This window comes from Alteriqipengyuania lutimaris, from assembly GCF_003363135.1.
Classification (GTDB): Bacteria; Pseudomonadota; Alphaproteobacteria; order Sphingomonadales; family Sphingomonadaceae; genus Alteriqipengyuania; species Alteriqipengyuania lutimaris.
Window position 1 is genome coordinate 446,414 of the sequence record NZ_QRBB01000001.1, and the last position, 16,570, is coordinate 462,983.

15 protein-coding genes are annotated in these 16,570 nt (G+C 66.6%); 4 read left to right on the forward strand and 11 right to left on the reverse strand.

Annotated features, from left to right (window positions below; genetic code table 11):
• Nucleotides 1–29 precede the first annotated feature (29 nt).
• Nucleotides 30–1,172, forward strand: coding sequence for a CaiB/BaiF CoA transferase family protein (locus DL238_RS02105; protein ID WP_115492719.1), 1,143 nt, complete (start codon nt 30–32; stop codon nt 1,170–1,172).
• Here the strand turns inward: DL238_RS02105 and DL238_RS02110 are convergent.
• The 7 genes from DL238_RS02110 to hisS form a co-directional block, all read right to left on the reverse strand.
• Entirely contained in the window at nt 1,169–2,425 is a 1,257-nt protein-coding gene (locus tag DL238_RS02110) for a DUF418 domain-containing protein (RefSeq protein WP_181883790.1), read from the reverse strand. The genes DL238_RS02105 and DL238_RS02110 overlap by 4 nt on opposite strands.
• An 18-nt stretch (nt 2,426–2,443) precedes the next feature.
• Entirely contained in the window at nt 2,444–3,664 is a 1,221-nt protein-coding gene (gene metK, locus DL238_RS02115) for a methionine adenosyltransferase (RefSeq protein WP_115490745.1), read from the reverse strand.
• A gap of 48 nt (nt 3,665–3,712) precedes the next feature.
• Nucleotides 3,713–5,272: an apolipoprotein N-acyltransferase gene (lnt, locus tag DL238_RS02120; protein WP_115490746.1), complete on the reverse strand. Its 1,560-nt coding sequence runs from the start codon at nt 5,270–5,272 to the stop codon at nt 3,713–3,715.
• 90 nt (nt 5,273–5,362) lie between these two features.
• Nucleotides 5,363–6,151 (reverse strand): DUF4167 domain-containing protein, encoded by a 789-nt coding sequence (locus DL238_RS02125; RefSeq protein ID WP_115490747.1) that lies wholly within the window; start codon nt 6,149–6,151, stop codon nt 5,363–5,365.
• Between the two features lie 232 nt (nt 6,152–6,383).
• Entirely contained in the window at nt 6,384–7,685 is a 1,302-nt protein-coding gene (prmC, locus tag DL238_RS02130) for a peptide chain release factor N(5)-glutamine methyltransferase (RefSeq protein ID WP_325048430.1), read from the reverse strand.
• Entirely contained in the window at nt 7,678–8,745 is a 1,068-nt protein-coding gene (gene prfA / locus DL238_RS02135) for a peptide chain release factor 1 (protein ID WP_115490748.1), read from the reverse strand. The genes prmC and prfA overlap by 8 nt, the downstream gene beginning before the upstream one ends.
• Nucleotides 8,746–9,054: 309 nt before the next feature.
• Complete coding sequence (gene hisS, locus DL238_RS02140) at nt 9,055–10,299, reverse strand: histidine--tRNA ligase (protein ID WP_115490749.1); 1,245 nt, start codon at nt 10,297–10,299, stop codon at nt 9,055–9,057.
• A 142-nt stretch (nt 10,300–10,441) separates the two neighbouring features.
• On the opposite strand from hisS, the gene ppa reads away from it, so the two are divergent.
• The gene (ppa, locus tag DL238_RS02145; RefSeq protein WP_115490750.1) at nt 10,442–10,972 is read left to right on the forward strand and encodes an inorganic diphosphatase; all 531 of its coding nucleotides are present in this window, start codon (nt 10,442–10,444) and stop codon (nt 10,970–10,972) included.
• A 27-nt stretch (nt 10,973–10,999) separates the two neighbouring features.
• Here ppa and DL238_RS02150 read toward each other — a convergent pair whose 3' ends face one another.
• The 3 genes from DL238_RS02150 to DL238_RS02160 form a co-directional block, all read right to left on the reverse strand.
• Nucleotides 11,000–11,482 (reverse strand): hypothetical protein, encoded by a 483-nt coding sequence (locus DL238_RS02150; RefSeq protein ID WP_115490751.1) that lies wholly within the window; start codon nt 11,480–11,482, stop codon nt 11,000–11,002.
• Nucleotides 11,483–11,597: 115 nt separating this feature from the next.
• Nucleotides 11,598–12,995: a mechanosensitive ion channel domain-containing protein gene (locus DL238_RS02155; RefSeq protein ID WP_115492722.1), complete on the reverse strand. Its 1,398-nt coding sequence runs from the start codon at nt 12,993–12,995 to the stop codon at nt 11,598–11,600.
• A gap of 60 nt (nt 12,996–13,055) precedes the next feature.
• Nucleotides 13,056–13,415, reverse strand: a complete 360-nt coding sequence (locus tag DL238_RS02160; RefSeq protein ID WP_115490752.1) for a hypothetical protein — start codon at nt 13,413–13,415, stop codon at nt 13,056–13,058.
• Between the two features lie 153 nt (nt 13,416–13,568).
• Here DL238_RS02160 and lptB point away from each other — a divergent pair, with 153 nt between their 5' ends.
• Nucleotides 13,569–14,366: an LPS export ABC transporter ATP-binding protein gene (lptB, locus tag DL238_RS02165; RefSeq protein ID WP_115490753.1), complete on the forward strand. Its 798-nt coding sequence runs from the start codon at nt 13,569–13,571 to the stop codon at nt 14,364–14,366.
• Between the two features lie 174 nt (nt 14,367–14,540).
• Nucleotides 14,541–16,028 (forward strand): RNA polymerase factor sigma-54, encoded by a 1,488-nt coding sequence (gene rpoN / locus DL238_RS02170; protein ID WP_115490754.1) that lies wholly within the window; start codon nt 14,541–14,543, stop codon nt 16,026–16,028.
• Between the two features lie 3 nt (nt 16,029–16,031).
• Here the strand turns inward: rpoN and DL238_RS02175 are convergent, their stop codons facing one another.
• Nucleotides 16,032–16,568, reverse strand: coding sequence for a prephenate dehydratase domain-containing protein (locus DL238_RS02175; RefSeq protein ID WP_115490755.1), 537 nt, complete (start codon nt 16,566–16,568; stop codon nt 16,032–16,034).
• Nucleotides 16,569–16,570 lie beyond the last annotated feature (2 nt).

A 16,570-nucleotide genomic window follows, 5' to 3' on the forward strand; every position in this document is an offset into this window, starting at 1 on the left:
CGGCCCGGCGCTGGCCCAGCGAAGCGGGCATGTGGCTCGACAAACCCCGCAATCCCGACGCTCCGCTGGCAGGCCTGAAGGTGCTCGAACTCGCGCGCATTCTGGCCGGTCCCTTCGCCGGACAGACGCTGGCAGACCTCGGCGCGGACGTCATCAAGGTGGAGGCGCCCGAGGGTGACGGTACGCGGCTGTGGGGTCCGCCTTTCGTGGAGCGCGAGGACGGCGCGCGCGAGGCGGCCTATTACCACGGCTGCAATCGCGGGAAGCGCGGGATTACGGCGGATTTCCGGGACCCGGACGATCTTGCGCGCGTGATGGCGCTGGCGGACGAAGCCGACGTCGTGCTCGAGAATTTCCTGCCCGGAAAGCTCGCCAAGTTCGGGCTCGATTATGCGAGCCTTTCCGCCGCCAATTCGGCGCTCGTCTACTGTTCAATCTCGGGCTTCGGGCAGGATGGGCCGCGCCGGAACGAGCCCGGCTACGATTTCGTGATTCAGGCGATGAGCGGCTTCATGGCGCTCACAGGCGAGCCCGAGGGCGAGCCGATGAAGCACGGCATGTCGATCTCGGACCTCTTCTGCGGACTCTATTCGACCATCGCGATCCAGGCCGCCCTCGCAATGCGGCAGCGGACGGGGACCGGCCAGCATATCGACATGGCGCTCTACGATTGCTCGGTCGCGCTCCTCGCCCATCAGGCGCAGAGCTATTTCGCGACCGGTCAAAACCCGCCGCGCATGGGCAACATGCACGCGCAGGTCAGCGCCTATGGTGTGTTCCCGACTAAGGACGGCCCCGTCGTGCTCGCCCCCGCCAATGATCGCCTGTTCCGCAAGCTGCTCGAGGTGTTCGAACGGCACGACCTGCTGGGCGACGACCGCTTCGCCACCAACGAGGCGCGGATTGCCAACCGGGCCGAGATCGACGGGATCATTGCTGCCGAAACCGCGCAATGGGATCGCGAAGCGCTGCTGCGCCAGTGCCGCGAGGCGGGCGTGCCCGCAGGGCCGATCTACGAAGTCTCCGAAGTGTTCGAGGAGCCGCAGGTGCAGGCGCGCGGAATGACCTTTCAGATGTCCGACGGGCTCACCGGCCTGCGCAGCCCCTTCAAATTCTCCGCTGCCGAGCTTGCCCTGGGCGAGCCCTCGCCGAAGCTCGGACAGGACGACTAGCGCAAGAGCCTGCGTGGCTTGCCGCTCGCGAGGCTACGCCACAGCCACTCGAAGGGTCCCTGGCCGAAGCGGGCGAGCCAGGGCGGCGACCAGACGAGCATCAGCACGATCGGCACGAAGGCGATCGCGAAGGCCTGCCAGCGGGACAGCGCACCGAACAGCCCCGCTCCCCAACCGTAGAAGATCAGTGCGAAGGTCAGACTGGTGAGCAGGTAATTCGTGAGCGAGAGGCGCCCGACTGTGGCGAGCCTGCTGCGCAAGCCGCTCGCCCTGTCCGTCAGCAACCCCATCACCAGCGCGGCGTACCCCACCGCCAGCAGCAGATCGAACGGGATCGACCAGAAGAGGCCGATCGGGCCGACGATGCCTGCATCGAACCCGCTCGCCACATCGAGCGCGAGGCACAGCGCCAGAGCCGGAAGCGCGAGCAGCGCCATCCTGCGCGCCAGTGCGAAGGCACGTGCTTGCGGCCACTCGCCGCGCAGCAGGCCATTCTGCCAGAGCGCAGCCCCTACCAGCATCATGGCGAGCGTACTCGGGATGCCGGGAATTTGCGTCTCGAGCGCGTTCCAGAATCGCGTGATCCTGCGAACGATCCGTTCGTCGAAACCCTCGGTCCCGATCTGCTGCGCATAGGCAATCGCATCGGGAGCGGCCCCGAAGGCGCGCGCGGGATAGAGCGCGTTCTGCGACCCGGGGGGCGCGCTCGCCCACAACCAGGCCAGCAGGCTCCCGCCCGTGACATGCAACGCCATCAGCATGCCGGCGATCACGAGCATGTTCATCGGCGCAAGGCGCGTGAAAAGCGGCAGGAAAAGCCCGGCCATAGCATAGAGCCGCAGCACGTCGTTGTTGGCGAGCAGGATCGCGTGCGCTGCCCCGATGGCGAACAGAACCAGCATCCGTACCCCATGCGCGCGGATGCCATGCTTCTCGGCCCGTTCGAGCAGGATCAGGACGCCTGCGCCGAAGAGCATGGCGAACAGGCTGCGGAACTTGTCTTCGACAAATACGAAGCTCAGCCCCCAGACCAGCCAGTCGAGCAGGCTCTCGCTGCCCGCCGCCGCCGGGTTGAAATAGGCAGCCGAAGGCAGCGCGAAGACATAGACGTTCATCAGCGCGATGCCCGCGACGGCGATGCCGCGCAGCGCGTCGAGCGCGACGATCCGGCCGCTCCCCGAACGTGAAGGGCCCGGCGCCCCTGCCTCCCGCGCCCCCTGGGGTGCGGTCAGCGGAGTGCCGGGCCCGTTCATTGCGTCTTGTGGTGCGGCTTACTTGCCGACCGCAGCCTTCAGGTCGTCGGCCAGGTCGGTACGCTCCCACGGGAAGGCATCGCCGGTCGCCTTGCGCCCGAAGTGGCCGTATGCGGCGGACTGGCGGTAGATCGGCTTGTTGAGGCCCAGATGCGTGCGGATGCCGCGCGGGGTCAGGCCGCCCAGCTTGGTCATGCCGCGGATCGCGTCTTCGAGCGCCTCTTCGGACACCGTGCCGGTGCCGTGCAGGTCGACATAGACCGACAGCGGCTCGGACACGCCGATCGCGTAGGACAGCTGAATCGTGCAGTGCGTGGCGAGGCCCGCGGCAACGACGTTCTTGGCGAGGTAGCGGGTGATGTAGGCGGCCGAACGGTCGACCTTGGTCGGGTCCTTGCCGCTGAACGCGCCGCCGCCGTGGGGCGCCGCGCCGCCATAGGTGTCGACGATGATCTTGCGGCCCGTCAGCCCTGCGTCGCCATCGGGGCCGCCGATTTCGAACGCGCCGGTCGGGTTGATGTGCCACACCGTATCGTCACCGATGAAGCCTGCGGGCAGAACCTCGCCCACGGCCTTCTTCACATAGGCCTTCAGCTCGGCTTCCTTGTCGCCGGTGTGATAGCCCGGTGCGTGCTGGGTCGAGACGACGATCGCGACAGCCTTCGTGGGCTTGCCGTTTTCGTAGCGGAGCGTGACCTGGCTCTTGGCATCGGGCTCGAGGAAGGGCGCCGCGCCCGACTTGCGGTCGTCGGCCAGCTTCTGGAGGATCTTGTGGCTGTAATCGAGCGTCGCGGGCATCAGGTCCGGCGTCTCGTTGCAGGCGTAACCGAACATGATGCCCTGGTCGCCCGCGCCTTCGTCCTTGTTCGAACCTTCGGTGCCCGCGTCCACGCCCTGCGCGATCTCGCTCGACTGGCCATGCAGGTGGTTCTCGAAGGTCAGCGTCTCCCAGTGGAAGCCGCTCTGTTCGTAACCGATCTCCTTCACCGTATCGCGCACGACCTTCTCGATTTCTTCGGCCGCGCCCGGCTTCCATTCGCCATTGTCGTACATCGGTGCGCAGCGGATCTCTCCGGCGAGCACGACGCGCTGCGTGGTCGTGAGCGTTTCGCAAGCGATTCGCGATTCGGGATCCTTGCTGAGCATCAGGTCGACCACCGCGTCGGAAATCTGGTCGGAGACCTTGTCCGGGTGACCTTCGGAAACGCTTTCGGATGTGAAGATATAACTGCTGCGCATGGGGCTGTTACCTCGATATAAAGAGTTCTTTATGTCTGCATGAGCGCCCTAATGCGCAGTCCGCCGCTTTACAACCAGAGAGCCGCCGAGAAGCGCCAGAGCCCAGACGAGTGCCAGCCAGTTGCCCAGCAGCGCGAACGCGGTGGGCGACGCCGCAGGGGGCACCTTGCCTTCCAGCCGCGCCTGTTCGCCCATGCCGAGATGCTGGCGGACGACGCCACGCGCATCGATCACGCCGCTGATGCCGGTGGTGGTCGCGCGCAGCACGGGCAGCCCTTCCTCGATCGCGCGCATCCGCGCCTGAGCGAGGTGCTGTGGCGGACCCGAAGGGCCGAACCACCCGTCGATCGACGGGTTCACGATGTAATCGGGGCGGTCCGCACCATCGACGACCTGCCCGGAGAAGATGATCTCGTAACAGATCTGCACGCCTGCGCGGCCGTAGGACCCCAGATCGATCGTGCGCGGCCCGGGGCCGGGCAGGAAATCGATCGTCCCCGCGACCAGCCGCGACAGGCCGAGCGGTTCGAGCACGTCGCGAAACGGCAGGTACTCGCCATAGGGCACCAGGTGCGCCTTGCGATAGCTGCCCACGATCTCGCCCTCGTCGTCGACGATGCTGACCACGTTGTATGCCGCGACAGCGCGGTTATCCTCGATCTCGAGATCCATCGTCCCGGTCAGCAGCAAGCTGTCCTCGCCGATCACGCGAGCGATGCGTGCCCTCGCGAAACCCGGATCGCGCCCGGCGGTGGTCGCGGAATAGTAGCGCTGCGGATACCCTTCGCGCAGGTAATCGGGCAGCACGCCTTCGGGCCACAGGACCAGCCGGCGGCCGCTTTCCTCTGCCGGCCGCGCCGTGAGCGCGGCAAGCGTGAGGAAGCCGGGTTCGTATTGCCGGGGATCGTTGAGTTCATCCTGGTCGAGATCGGGCTGCACCAGCGTGTAGTCGAGCGTGCCCTCCGCCCCCGGGCCGGCCGGCCAATACATTGCCGCCGCCAGCAGCACCGTGGCGAGTCCCGCGCGGGTCCAGTTGCGGCGCAGCAGCAGATCGACCAGCACGACCGCGAGGAGTACGGCGAGGCCCGACAGGGCGTAGGTCCCGGTGAAGGGCAAGAGCGCGCCGAGGCCCGGCGTGTTGAACGGGCCGAGCATGGCGAGGCTGAACGGGCCCCAGGCATAACCGGTGAACAGGCTCGCCCGCAGCCATTCGGCCAGAATCCAGCAGCCGCCCAGCGCCAGCGCATAGGTCAGCGTGCTGCGACCGCGCGCAAGCCGTGATGCCGCGGCAAAGGCTGTCGCGGGGAAGAGCGCCAGATAGGTGGAGAGTAGCGGTACGGCGAGCCAGCCAAGCTCGGCCGGCATGCTGTCCTGATGCGTGAACGCGGTCGCGATCCACAGATTGCTGGCCGTGAAATGGGCGAGCCCGAACAGCCAGCCGCGGAAGAACGCGCTGCGGGTCGAGCCGCTGAAACGGATGAGGATCGCGGCCGCGCCGAGCCCCAGCAGGGACAGCGGCCAGAGATGCAGCGGCGGGAAGCCCAGCGCGGCGATCGCGCCGAGGGCGGCGATGACGATGCGCGGGTGCTGCAACGCCCGGCTCAGCATGCGCGATGACCTATGGCGATCGGCGCACGCCGTCTGCCGGGCATCACGCGCATGTCGTCAGCCACGCGAGGAGTGCGCCGTCCGAGCGGGTCAGCCGACCGCGCTCAGCGCCCCATCGCCCGAATCTTCGCCCCCGTCCTCGCTCGGAGCATCTTCCGTCGATTTGCGTGTGCGGCGCGGGGGCTTCGCAGCCTTGGGCTTGGCCGCCTTGGCGGGCTTGCCCTCTTCGGACGCGGTCGCCGCGGCAATCGCGGGCGGCAGGACCGAGGAATCGATCTCGCCCTCGTCCGAAGCATCGCCCGAAGTGTCGCCGTCATCGCTCTTGCGGGCGCGGGCGCTGCTGCGGCGGGGCTGTGCGCTGCGCTTGCGCACGAAGGGGTTCTCTTCGCTTTCGAAGACTTCCTCGTCGTCGTCGTCGGACGAATCGTCCGCGTCGGCGTTCTCGCGGTCCTTGCCGCGCTGCTTTTCGTTGCGGCCCGACTTCTTGGGCTTGCGACGATCGTCGCCACCCTTGCCGCTGTTGTTGCCATTGCCGCTGTTGTTGTTGCCGCGATCGTCGTCGTCGTCATCCGACGAATCGTCGTTCGCCTGGCCGCGTTCGTTGCTGTCGCGCTTGCCACGCTGCTCGTCCTGGCGGGCCTTGTTGTCCGCAATCACGCGGAAATAGTGGTCCGCGAACTGCAGGTAGTATTCCGCCTGCACGCGATCGCCATTGTGCTGGGCGTCCTGCGCCAGCTTCTTGTACTTGTCGAGCATCTGGGGCGCATTGCCCCGCGAGCGGCTGTCAATCCGGTTGGAGCTGTTGCCGCCCCCGCCCTGATTGCGGTTGTTGCCGCGGCCCCGCCGACGGTTGTTGTTGTTACGATTGTTGTTGTTCAAGGAATAGTCTTCCCTCGTGGTCGGGCCAAAAGTCGCGGCGTCGCAGCAATGCCGGATATTCCGCGCGGCCTACCTGTCCCTAAGCGTGATCCTCGATCTTGTGCCGATCGCAAGCCCTTCAAAAAGGCCCCGTCCACTTGCTGATGTCGGATCGCGACCCGTGCAAGAAAGTTCGTATCTTGCTCGGTCTTGACCGGACTTACCGGTTACCCGGCGCTTTGCCAACCCCCTGTCAAAAGCTTTGCGAAACAATCATCGCGCGTGGCCTTTTTGCAAGATCGTTGCAGAAACGTGGCGCAAGGCCTTGATTTCGGGCGATGCCGGAAACCGCATCCTGCTGCGTCGCGCCGATTTCGAAAATCGCGATGGCGTCCTTTGTTAACAAGTGCGCGATCTGCGGGAGCAGGATTCGATAATCGTCGAGCCCCTCTGCCCCTGCGAACAGGGCCGAACCCGGCTCGTGATCGCGAACGCAGGGGTCTAGCGGCGCGTCATCCTCCACATAGGGCGGATTGCACAGGACCAGATCGAACTGGCCGAGGTCGCGCCGCCAGCCGTCCCGCCGCCAGCTGCGCCGCAGGAAGCGGGTGCGCTCCGCCAGACCCAGCGTCGTCGCATTGCACTGCGCCACGCGCAGCGCGGGCATCGAGGCATCGAGCCCGACCCCTTCCGCCTCCGGCCACTGCGACAGCGCCGCCAGCAGCAGCGCGCCCGATCCGGTGCCAAGGTCGAGGATGCGCTGCGGGGCCTTGCGGGTCGCGAAGTAATCGCGCGCTGCGGCGATCAGCGTCTCGCTGTCGCCGCGCGGGATCAACACGGCGGGGGTGACCTTCAGCTCCAGCCCGTAGAACTCGGCGCTGCCGGTGATGTAGGCGACCGGCTCGTGGGCGGCGCGGCGCTCGACGAGCGGATCGAACGTCGCCGGAGCATCGTCGCGCATCGCCCGCAGCAGCATGTCCGAACGCGAGAGGCCCAGCGCATACCCCATCAGCAGCTCGGCATCGAGCCGCGGCGTGTCGCTGCTGGCGGCGAGAAGATCGGCCCCATCGCGAATGGAGTCGCCCACACTCCCCCTCCTCTTCAGAGGAGGGGGTCGGGGGGTGGTGGGACGCGCAGCAGCCCAACGATCGGGGGCATTCGCCAGAGCGAGACTCAGATCCTCCAGCACTCCATCGAGGTTCTGCATCACCTCTTCGTTCTCGTAACGCACCGTTCCGAAGCCATTCTCCGTCAGCATGCGATCATCGGCCAAGGCATCGCACTCCGGATCATGCGTCTCACCATCGATCTCGACGACCAGACCTTTGGACGGGCAGAAAAAGTCGACGATTCGGTCACCGATCACGGCCTGACGGCGAAACTTGTGACCACCCAGGCGACCGCCGCGTAACGCATTCCACATCCGGCGCTCGGGCTCCGGGGGATTGCGACGCATTTCGGAAGCGCGCGCAAGCATGGTTCGGCGTTCGCTTTCACCACCCCCAACCCCCTCCTCTAAAGAGGAGGGGGCTTTTGGCCCATTGTCCTCACTCATTCATCGCCGCGAGCCGCTTGGCCTCGTCCTCGGCGATCAGCGCGTCGACCAGCTCGCCCAGCCCGGGGCCGGCGATGATCTGGGGGAGCTTCTGGAGCGTGAGGCCGATCCGGTGGTCGGTCACGCGGCCCTGCGGGAAGTTGTAGGTGCGGATCCGTTCGGAGCGGTCGCCCGAGCCGACCATTGCCTTGCGCGCCTCCGCCTCGGCCCCCTGCGCGGCGTCGCGCTGCTGTTCGTAGAGGCGCGCGCGCAGCACCTGCATCGCCTGTTCGCGGTTCTTGTGCTGGCTGCGCCCGTCCTGGCAGGTGACCACCAGCCCGGTGGGCAGGTGGGTGATGCGGATCGCCGAATCGGTCGTGTTGACGTGCTGCCCGCCCGCGCCGGACGCGCGATAGGTGTCGATCTTGAGGTCGCCCGGATCGACCTGGACATCGACCTCGTCCGGCTCGGGCAGCACCGCCACGGTCGCCGCCGAGGTGTGGATGCGCCCGCCGCTCTCGGTCTCGGGCACGCGCTGCACACGGTGGACGCCGCTTTCGAACTTGAGCTTTGCGAACACGCCCTGCCCGCGCACGTTGGCGACGATTTCCTTGAAGCCGCCGACTTCGGACGCGCTGATGCTGACCGGCTCGACCTTCCAGCCCTGCTCGCCCGCGAAGCGTTCGTACATGCGATACAGGTCGCCTGCGAACAGCGCGGCTTCGTCGCCGCCGGTGCCCGCGCGGATTTCGAGCATCGCAGGCTTGGCATCGGCGCTGTCGCGCGGGAGCATGGCAACGGCGAGCTGCTGTTCGAGCTCGGGAATGCGCTGGTGGAGCGCCTCCAGCTCCTCTTCCGCCATCGCTTTCATCTCGGGATCGGCGAGCATCTCTTCCAGCCCCGCGACTTCCTCGCGCGCCGCCTTCAGCTCCAGCGCGAGCTTCGCGACCGGCTCCAGCTCCGCATAGTCGCGGCTTGCCTGGACGAATTCCTCGCCCTCCAGCTGGCCCGAGGCCATCCGCGCCTCGATCTCGGCGAAGCGGTTGGCGATCTGGTCGAGGCGTTCGGGAGGGATGGTCATTGCGGTCGTTCCGGGGGGCAGATTGGGTGACACAGGGTGACACGTGTCACCCTGGTGTCACCCTGATCAAGGTGCTGTTTATAAATGCGTATTTGGCGAATTTGCACTTAAGGCGACACTTTTGCGATGTGGCGGGAGAAGATGACTGCTTGCAGGGTGCAATAGCGCGGAAGAGGCGGCGTAGGAAAGGTGGCGCGGCCCTTACCTCCCTCTCAACCGTCATCCCGGGCGTGACCCGGGATAAGGCTTCTTTGGGTGCGGCGCCAAAAGGAAGCACCACCCCGGATCAAGTCCGGGGTGACGAGATGCCTAAAACGCCAAGATGCGTTCAAGGTCAGGATGCGCAGCTTCATCCCCACTGATCCCATGTCCATCCTCGCGAAAGCTCACAATCGCTTTAGGGGAACGCTTGACCGCCTTGTCGTAGCGCTTGCGGGGCGAACCGGTCGCGATCATCTCGGCGCTCAGACCGGCGGAGCGCAAGGACGCGAGCGCCCTGCTCGCGCGGTCGAGGGCGACGTCGCTGGTGTCTTCCACCACGATGATCGCCTCGGCAGGTTCCTCACCCTTCTCCCCCACCAGCATCGCCAGCCGCTCGATCCCCGCAGCCCAGCCGACCGCAGGCGTAGGCGCGCCGCCAAGGCTCTCGATCAACCCGTCGTAGCGGCCACCGCCGAGGATCGTGCTCTGCGACCCCAGCGCGTCGGCTGCTGCCGAGCCCTCGTCTGGAATGAACTCGAACGCGGTGTGGCGATAGTAGTCGAGCCCGCGCACGAGGCTCTCGGCACGCACCCACTTCACGCCCGCCGCGTCGAGCCCGCTGGTCACGGCATCGAAAAAGCCACGCGCCTCCTCGGTCAGGAAGTCGTCGATCTTCGGCGCGTCGGCCACGAAGCGCTGGTCGCGGCGATCCTTGCTGTCCAGAATCCGCAGTGGGTTCTTCTCCAGCCGCTCCTGCGATTCCTCGCTCAGCTCGTCCTTCACAGCTCGGAAGTGTTCGACCAGCGCGGCGCGCCATGCCTCGCGCGAATCGCCGTCGCCCAGCGTGTTGAGATGCAGCGTCACACCCTCGATCCCCAGTTCGCGGATCACCTGGTCGGCCATCGCGAGCAGCTCGACATCGGCCTGCGGTTCAGCAGCACCGATAATCTCCGCATCGATCTGGTGGAACTGGCGGTAGCGGCCCTTCTGCGGGCGTTCGTAGCGGAACAGCGGGCCGTGCGTTGCCAGCTTCACCGGCGCGTGCTGTTGCCAGCCGTTCGTCAGGTAGGCGCGCGCGATGCCCGCAGTGAATTCGGGCCGCAGGGTGAGCGATTCCCCGCCGCGATCCTCGAAGGAATACATTTCCTTGGAGACGATGTCGGTCGTCTCGCCGATCGAGCGGGCGAACACCTCGGTCCGCTCGAACACGGGAAATTCGGAGCGGCGGAAGCGGTAGAGCTTGCGTACCCGTTCGAAGGTTTCGACCACGAAGGCGAAGCTTTCCGCCTCGGCGCCGAAAATGTCCTGCGTGCCGCGGATCGCCTGCGGGGTTTTGGAATTGTTCTTGCCCATGGGCGGTGCAGTTAGGCGGGCATTGCCCCTTCCGCAATCGCCTCGCCTTCGTTAAGCCGCGCCGCAACTCGGGAGACGGGCCGTATTCTTCCGCCTGACGGCGGGTACCGCCAAAATTCAGCAAAGAGAGCCTTGCCACATTATGCGTATCGACAAAGTTCCGACCGGCGATAACGTGCCGGACAGCCTCAACGTGATCATCGAGGTCCCGACCGGCGGCGAGCCGGTGAAGTACGAATTCGACAAGGATTCGGGCGCGCTCTACGTCGATCGCATCCTGCACACGCCGATGCGCTATCCGGCGAATTACGGCTTCGTGCCGCACACGCTGTCGCCCGACGGCGACCCGCTCGACGCGCTGGTGATCGCGCGTAGCCCGTTCATTCCCGGCTGCGTCGTGCGCGCGCGCCCGATCGGCGTGCTCAATCTCGAAGACGAGCATGGCGGCGATGAAAAGCTGATCTGCGTGCCGGTCGACACTACCTTCCCCTATTATTCGGACGTCGCCGAAACCAAGGACCTGCCGAGCATCATCTTCGCGCAGATCGAGCACTTCTTCACCCACTACAAGGATCTCGAGAAAGAAAAGTGGGTCCGCATCGGCAAGTGGGGCAATGCCGCCGAAGCCAAGCAGATCGTGGTCGAGGCGGTCGAGCGGGCGAAGAAAGGCTAACTCAACTTCCTTGAGGGCGCGCCGCGGTCAATCCGCGGGCGTGCCCTCGAACAGCCCTTCGGGAAGCGGGCCGGAGTGGTGCAGACGACGGACCTTCCATCCGTCGTCGTAAGCCAGCAGGTAGGACATCATTCCGCTCGTGTGCGCTATGGTGCTGTCTTCGTAGACCGTTTCGTCATCGAACCGGACGGACACATAGGCGTGGTCGGGCTGCAGCAGCACTGCATGGAAATCCGACTCGTCGATCCTGTAGGAGGCCACGCCCACCAGCCAGCTGTCTGACAGGATCGCGGGAAAGGCGGAAGCTTCGATCACCTGCGAGAAGAAGATATACTCGAAGTCGGGAGAATGCGTTTCGGCGACCGCATCGAAGTCGAGCTCCTCCCACTCCCCATGATATTCGCGAATGGCTGCGATGGCGCCAGCCTCGGAGAAGGCCGGTTCTGCCTCTTGCGCCCCTGCGCTCGCGGCAAGTGCGGGGGTCAGAAGGAGTAAGGTGGTCGATATCAAGCGAAGCACTGATTGTGGCATATCGGCTCTCCTGTCGCGGGCCCGGCTCGCCTGACAGCGATCAATCGCCCCCTCGTCGATCCCGCCCGGGTCGCACATTACCGCTAATGTCCGCTCACTCCACCGGGCGGCGGTGGTCGAGCAGGTCGCGCTGGGCCTCGGGGCTGTCGCGCTCTTCCTCCACCATCTGGTCGATCTCGTCGCTGGGTGCCACATCGGGGGGCGCGGCCTCGGCCTCCGGCCTGGCCTTGCGCGGGCGCCCTGCCACACCGTCGCGGTCGGCGATGTTCTCGAACGGCAGACTGGCCGAGCGCGGGTCGAAGCGCAGGCGGTAGATCGGCTCGGGCAGGCCGAAGCCTGCATCTTCCAGCGCGGTCTTCACCGCCGGAATCGCCGCGCTCTGCGCCTTGAACCAGTCGGTTTTGCGCTGGTCGACCCAGCCGAGGAAGCGGATCACAACAGCTGAATCGCCCACCTCCACGATCCGCGCCTCCGGCGCAGGGTCTGCCAACATGAAGGGCAATGCCGCCAGTGTCGTACGGCCAAGCTCTGCTGCGGCGGTTGAGTCGTCGTCCGCATCGACCCCCAGGGTGAAATCGAACCGCCGCTGCGGATTGCGCGTGAAGTTGACGATCACCGCCTTGAACACGGTGGAGTTGGGAATGCGCAGGTGGTTGCCCTCCAGCGTCATCAGCACGGTGGCGCGGCTGGTGAGGCGGATCACGCGTCCCTCCATATCCTCGATCATCACATGGTCGTTGGCGCGGAACGGCTGGCGCAGGCTCAGCATCAGCGAAGCGACGTAGTTCTCCACCGTATCGCGCATCGCGAAGCCCAGCGCGATGCCGATCACCCCGGCTCCGCCCAGCACCGCGCCGAGCAGCGCCGTCGCACCGATGATGTCGAGCGCGATGACCGCAGCGAAGATGATCGCGATGAAGCGGATCGCGCTCGCCACCAGATCGGCGAGGAAGGCGTTGGGCGTGAAGATCCGCCAGACGAACTTGAGCGAGGCGAGCAGGTAGCCGGCCACCACGATCGCGAGGCCGATCAGCAGCGCAACACCGATCAGCGGCAGCAGGTTCGCCGCCTCGCGCAGCCGGTCGAGCAGCGCGGTGACGATATCGGCCGTGCCGCTGAGCGAGGTGTCGCGCGCGACCTCGTTCTCCACCGTCACCACGTCGAAACGCGCCGCGATCGCGCCCGCATCGTCGATCGCCTGCTGGCTGGGGGCCGAGCCGGTCAGCCGCACGACGCCTTCGCTGACCGCGACTTCGATACCGGAGAACGCGTCGACCTCGGCATAGATGTCGCGCAGGCGGGCGGCGATGCGGGCATCGGCCTGCGGATCGCGCTCGTCCGACAGCGCGCCGCTGGCGGTGGGCGTCGGCTCGGGTGCGGCGGCCTCGTCGGACGGCAGCGCAGGCAGCGCCGCCGCGAGCGGTGCGGCGAAGACGACGAGCCATGCGGCCAGACATGCCGCGATCGACCGGGCAGCCAGAATCCGCAGCATCGCCATCATTCCCCCTCGATTGCGGCGTAGGCCGTGCGCCCGCTCCCCACGCGCAAGCGGCTACTTGCCGCCGAAAGCCATGCCGAACCCGGCCGCGAGAAGCAGCGGCACACCCGCCGTCAGCAGCCATAGCGCCACCTGGTCGCGGCGGAATGCGCCGCGCAGCGAGACGTCGTGCGCCCGGTCGTCCGGCAGGTCCCGCCAGCGCTTCTCGAAGAAGCGCAGCACGGGAATGAACGCGCCGACCATCACCACCAGCAACAGGTAGACGGTGATCCCCTCGAACGCGTACTTCATCTTGGGCATGGTGATGAAGATCAGCAGCGCAGTGGTGACCAGCAGGGCCCACGCGATATTGTCGCTGATCGCGGCGCGCCAGTCGACTTCGCGCTCGCCGCCCAATGTTGCATCGCTCTTCATTTTCGGCACATCCTATCAGGCCCCGTCTCCACCAGCGATAGGGCGTGGCGCCCCTTCGCTCAAGCATCTCGCGCGACAGGCGGCGCCGGCGGCAAAGCATCGAGGCAAGCATTGTACCTTTCGCCGCGCGCACCATTTGCTAAGCAGCACGCCATGGCAGAGATCGACCCCGCCGAAATAGCCCAAAGCTCGCAAGAAGTGGAGGCGAACGCCGCCCCGCCGATTCCGCAGGGCGGGCTGGAAGTCGTGTCGATCGCCAAGAGCTACGACAAGCGCGCCGTGCTGACCGATATTTCGCTGTCGGTCGGCAAGGGCGAGGTGCTCGGCCTGCTCGGCCCTAACGGCGCGGGCAAGACCACGTGCTTCTATTCGATCATGGGGCTGGTGAAGCCCGATAGCGGCCGCATCCTGATGGATGGCGAGGATGTGACGCACCTGCCGATGTATCGGCGCGCGATCCTCGGCCTCGGCTACCTGCCGCAGGAAACCAGCATTTTCCGCGGTCTGACCGTGGAGCAGAACATCTCCACCGTCCTCGAACTGGCCGAGCCCGACCGGGACCGGCGGCGCGAGGGGCTGGAGCGTCTGCTCGACGAATTCGGCCTGACCCGATTGCGCACCGCGCCCGCGATGGCGCTGTCGGGGGGCGAGCGTCGCCGCTGCGAAATCGCCCGCGCGCTGGCGGCGAACCCTTCGATCATGCTGCTGGACGAGCCCTTCGCGGGGATCGATCCGCTCTCGATCAGCGATATCCGCGATCTCGTGATCGACCTGAAGAACCGTGGCATCGGTGTCCTCATAACCGACCATAACGTTCGCGAAACGCTCGATATCGTAGACCGTGCCTGTATCATCTACGGCGGCCAGGTCCTGTTCGCGGGCACCCCGCAGGACCTGGTCGAAGACGAGAACGTGCGCAGGCTCTACCTTGGCGAGAATTTTACGCTTTGATTTTCCGGCGGTCCGAAGGGTGATCGCTCGTGGAAAGCACCGGGCCGCCGGAGCGGTACCAGCCCGCACCCCCGCCCGGCCAACCCATGGGATTATCCTGTCGGGTTGGCCGGGCGGGGGTGCGGGCTGGTGCCGTGCGAGCCGACAGCTTCGCTGGCGGCGGACCACGCACTAATGTCGCTCGCCCCCCGCCTCGACCTGCGCCAGTCGCAATCGCTGGTGATGACGCCCCAGCTGCAGCAGGCGATCAAGCTTCTGACGCTGTCGAACCTCGAGATCGAGACCTTCATCGGCGACGCGCTCGAATCCAATCCGCTGCTCGAAATGGGCGAGGCTCCGCGCGCCGACGGCGAGGCAGATGGCGATCCCGGCGATGCACCCGAAACCCCGCGCGAGGAACGCGAGGCGGACACGCTGATCGCCGAGGGCGCGGCGGAAAGCGACGCGCCGACCGACCTGTCCTCCGCCGCGCTCGAAATCGACCGCGATACGGGCGACGGCAGCTGGGGCGCGAGCGAAGGCGCCGGGGGCGAGGACGATGGCTTCGGGATCGAGCAGCGCGGCGAAGCCTCGCTCTCGCTCACCGATCATCTCCACGCCCAGATCGGCGCGGCGGCGCGCGACGAGCGCGAGATCTTCATCGCCCGCGCGCTGATCGACCGGCTTGACGAGGCAGGCTACCTTGCCGAACCGCTGCTCTCGGTAGCCGAGGCGCTGGGCATTCCGCTGGCCGAAGCGGAGCGCTCGCTGGCGCTGGTCCAGTCGCTCGACCCGGCGGGCGTGGGCGCGCGCGACCTCGCCGAATGCCTCGCAATCCAGGCGCGCGAGGCGGACCGCTACGATCCGTGCATGGCGCGGCTGATCGATCACCTCGATCTGGTCGCGCGCGGCGAAGTCTCCCGGTTGCAGAAGCTGTGCGAGGTCGATGCCGAGGATCTGGCCGACATGCTGGCCGAACTGCGCGGTTACAATCCGCGCCCGGGGCTCGCCTTCGGGCAACAGGAAAGCGGCACGGTGGCGCCCGACATCCTGATCTCGCGCGAGGGCAGCGGCACCTGGCGCGTGGCGCTGAACGAGGCGACGCTGCCGCGGCTGGTGGTCAACCGCCCCTATCTGGTGACGCTGCGCGAAGGCTGCCGCGATCGCTCGAGCCGCGCGTGGCTGAAAGACAAGCTGGAGGATGCGCGCTGGCTGATCCGCGCGCTCGACCAGCGGCAAAAGACCATCCTTGCCGTTGCGAGCGAGATCGTGACGCAGCAGGAAGGATTCTTCCTCCACGGCGTCAGCCACCTGCGCCCGCTGACGCTGAAACAGGTGGCCCAAAGAATCGAGATGCACGAAAGCACGGTCAGCCGCGTGACGAGCAACAAGTTCCTCCACTGCCCGCGCGGCACCTTCGACCTCAAATATTTCTTCACCAGCGGGGTGGGCGGCGGCGAGGATGGCGAGGGCGCCAGCGCCGAATCGGTCAAGGCGCGGATCAAGTCGCTGATCGATGCAGAAGACCCCAAGAAGATCCTGTCCGACGACAAGCTGGTCGAACTCCTCAAGGCCGAAGACTTCGACATCGCGCGGCGCACCGTCGCCAAGTATCGCGAGGCGCTGGGCATCGGATCGAGCGTGCAGCGCCGCCGAGCCAAGAAGCTCGCCGCGATCGGCTGAGCGTCAGGCGCGCCGCAACACCGCGAACCAGGTCACGTTGTCGGCGCTGTCCTCGACATTTTCCGCGATCACTTCCAGCCCGTAGAGCTCGGCCGCGCGCGCCGATGCCAGCGCCGCGCGGGTCGGCAGACCGGCCTGCGCCACGTCGGCGGCAGCGCCTGCGGTATCGCCCGCTTCCTCGCGCCGCGCGCCGATCCGATCGAGGAAGCGCCCGCATTCGGCCAGCGCCATCGGGTGGCTCGCGACGACGGAGATGGCATCGAGCCGCGCGCCCGGCAGGGCGACGCAGTGGAACGCGACCGGCTGCGGATGGACGTCGATCCAGGTCACGGGAAGCGAATCGATCAGCTGCGCGACGCCGGGCACCTTGCCCGCGATCGAATTCTCGAACGGGATCACCGCCCGATCGCAGTCGCCTGCGACCAGCGCGTCGCACGCGCTGCGAAAATCGCTGTGGCCGATGGCTTCGTCATCGGGGAAATATCCGAGGCACGCCAGTTCGCCGAAGGCACCGGGGTGCCCGCCATATGCAATACGCATGT

Bases quoted from the DNA above. Each gene is read 5' to 3' on its own strand.
- DL238_RS02105 (WP_115492719.1), top strand. From the start codon at position 30: ATGTGGCTCGACAAACCCCGCAATCCCGACGCTCCGCTGGCAGGCCTG.
- DL238_RS02110 (WP_181883790.1), bottom strand. From the start codon at position 2,425: ATGAACGGGCCCGGCACTCCGCTGACCGCACCCCAGGGGGCGCGGGAG.
- metK (WP_115490745.1), bottom strand. From the start codon at position 3,664: ATGCGCAGCAGTTATATCTTCACATCCGAAAGCGTTTCCGAAGGTCAC.
- lnt (WP_115490746.1), bottom strand. From the start codon at position 5,272: ATGCTGAGCCGGGCGTTGCAGCACCCGCGCATCGTCATCGCCGCCCTC.
- prmC (WP_325048430.1), bottom strand. From the start codon at position 7,685: ATGAGTGAGGACAATGGGCCAAAAGCCCCCTCCTCTTTAGAGGAGGGG.
- prfA (WP_115490748.1), bottom strand. From the start codon at position 8,745: ATGACCATCCCTCCCGAACGCCTCGACCAGATCGCCAACCGCTTCGCC.
- hisS (WP_115490749.1), bottom strand. From the start codon at position 10,299: ATGGGCAAGAACAATTCCAAAACCCCGCAGGCGATCCGCGGCACGCAG.
- ppa (WP_115490750.1), top strand. From the start codon at position 10,442: ATGCGTATCGACAAAGTTCCGACCGGCGATAACGTGCCGGACAGCCTC.
- DL238_RS02155 (WP_115492722.1), bottom strand. From the start codon at position 12,995: ATGCTGCGGATTCTGGCTGCCCGGTCGATCGCGGCATGTCTGGCCGCA.
- DL238_RS02160 (WP_115490752.1), bottom strand. From the start codon at position 13,415: ATGAAGAGCGATGCAACATTGGGCGGCGAGCGCGAAGTCGACTGGCGC.
- lptB (WP_115490753.1), top strand. From the start codon at position 13,569: ATGGCAGAGATCGACCCCGCCGAAATAGCCCAAAGCTCGCAAGAAGTG.
- rpoN (WP_115490754.1), top strand. From the start codon at position 14,541: ATGTCGCTCGCCCCCCGCCTCGACCTGCGCCAGTCGCAATCGCTGGTG.
- DL238_RS02175 (WP_115490755.1), bottom strand. From the start codon at position 16,568: ATGCGTATTGCATATGGCGGGCACCCCGGTGCCTTCGGCGAACTGGCG.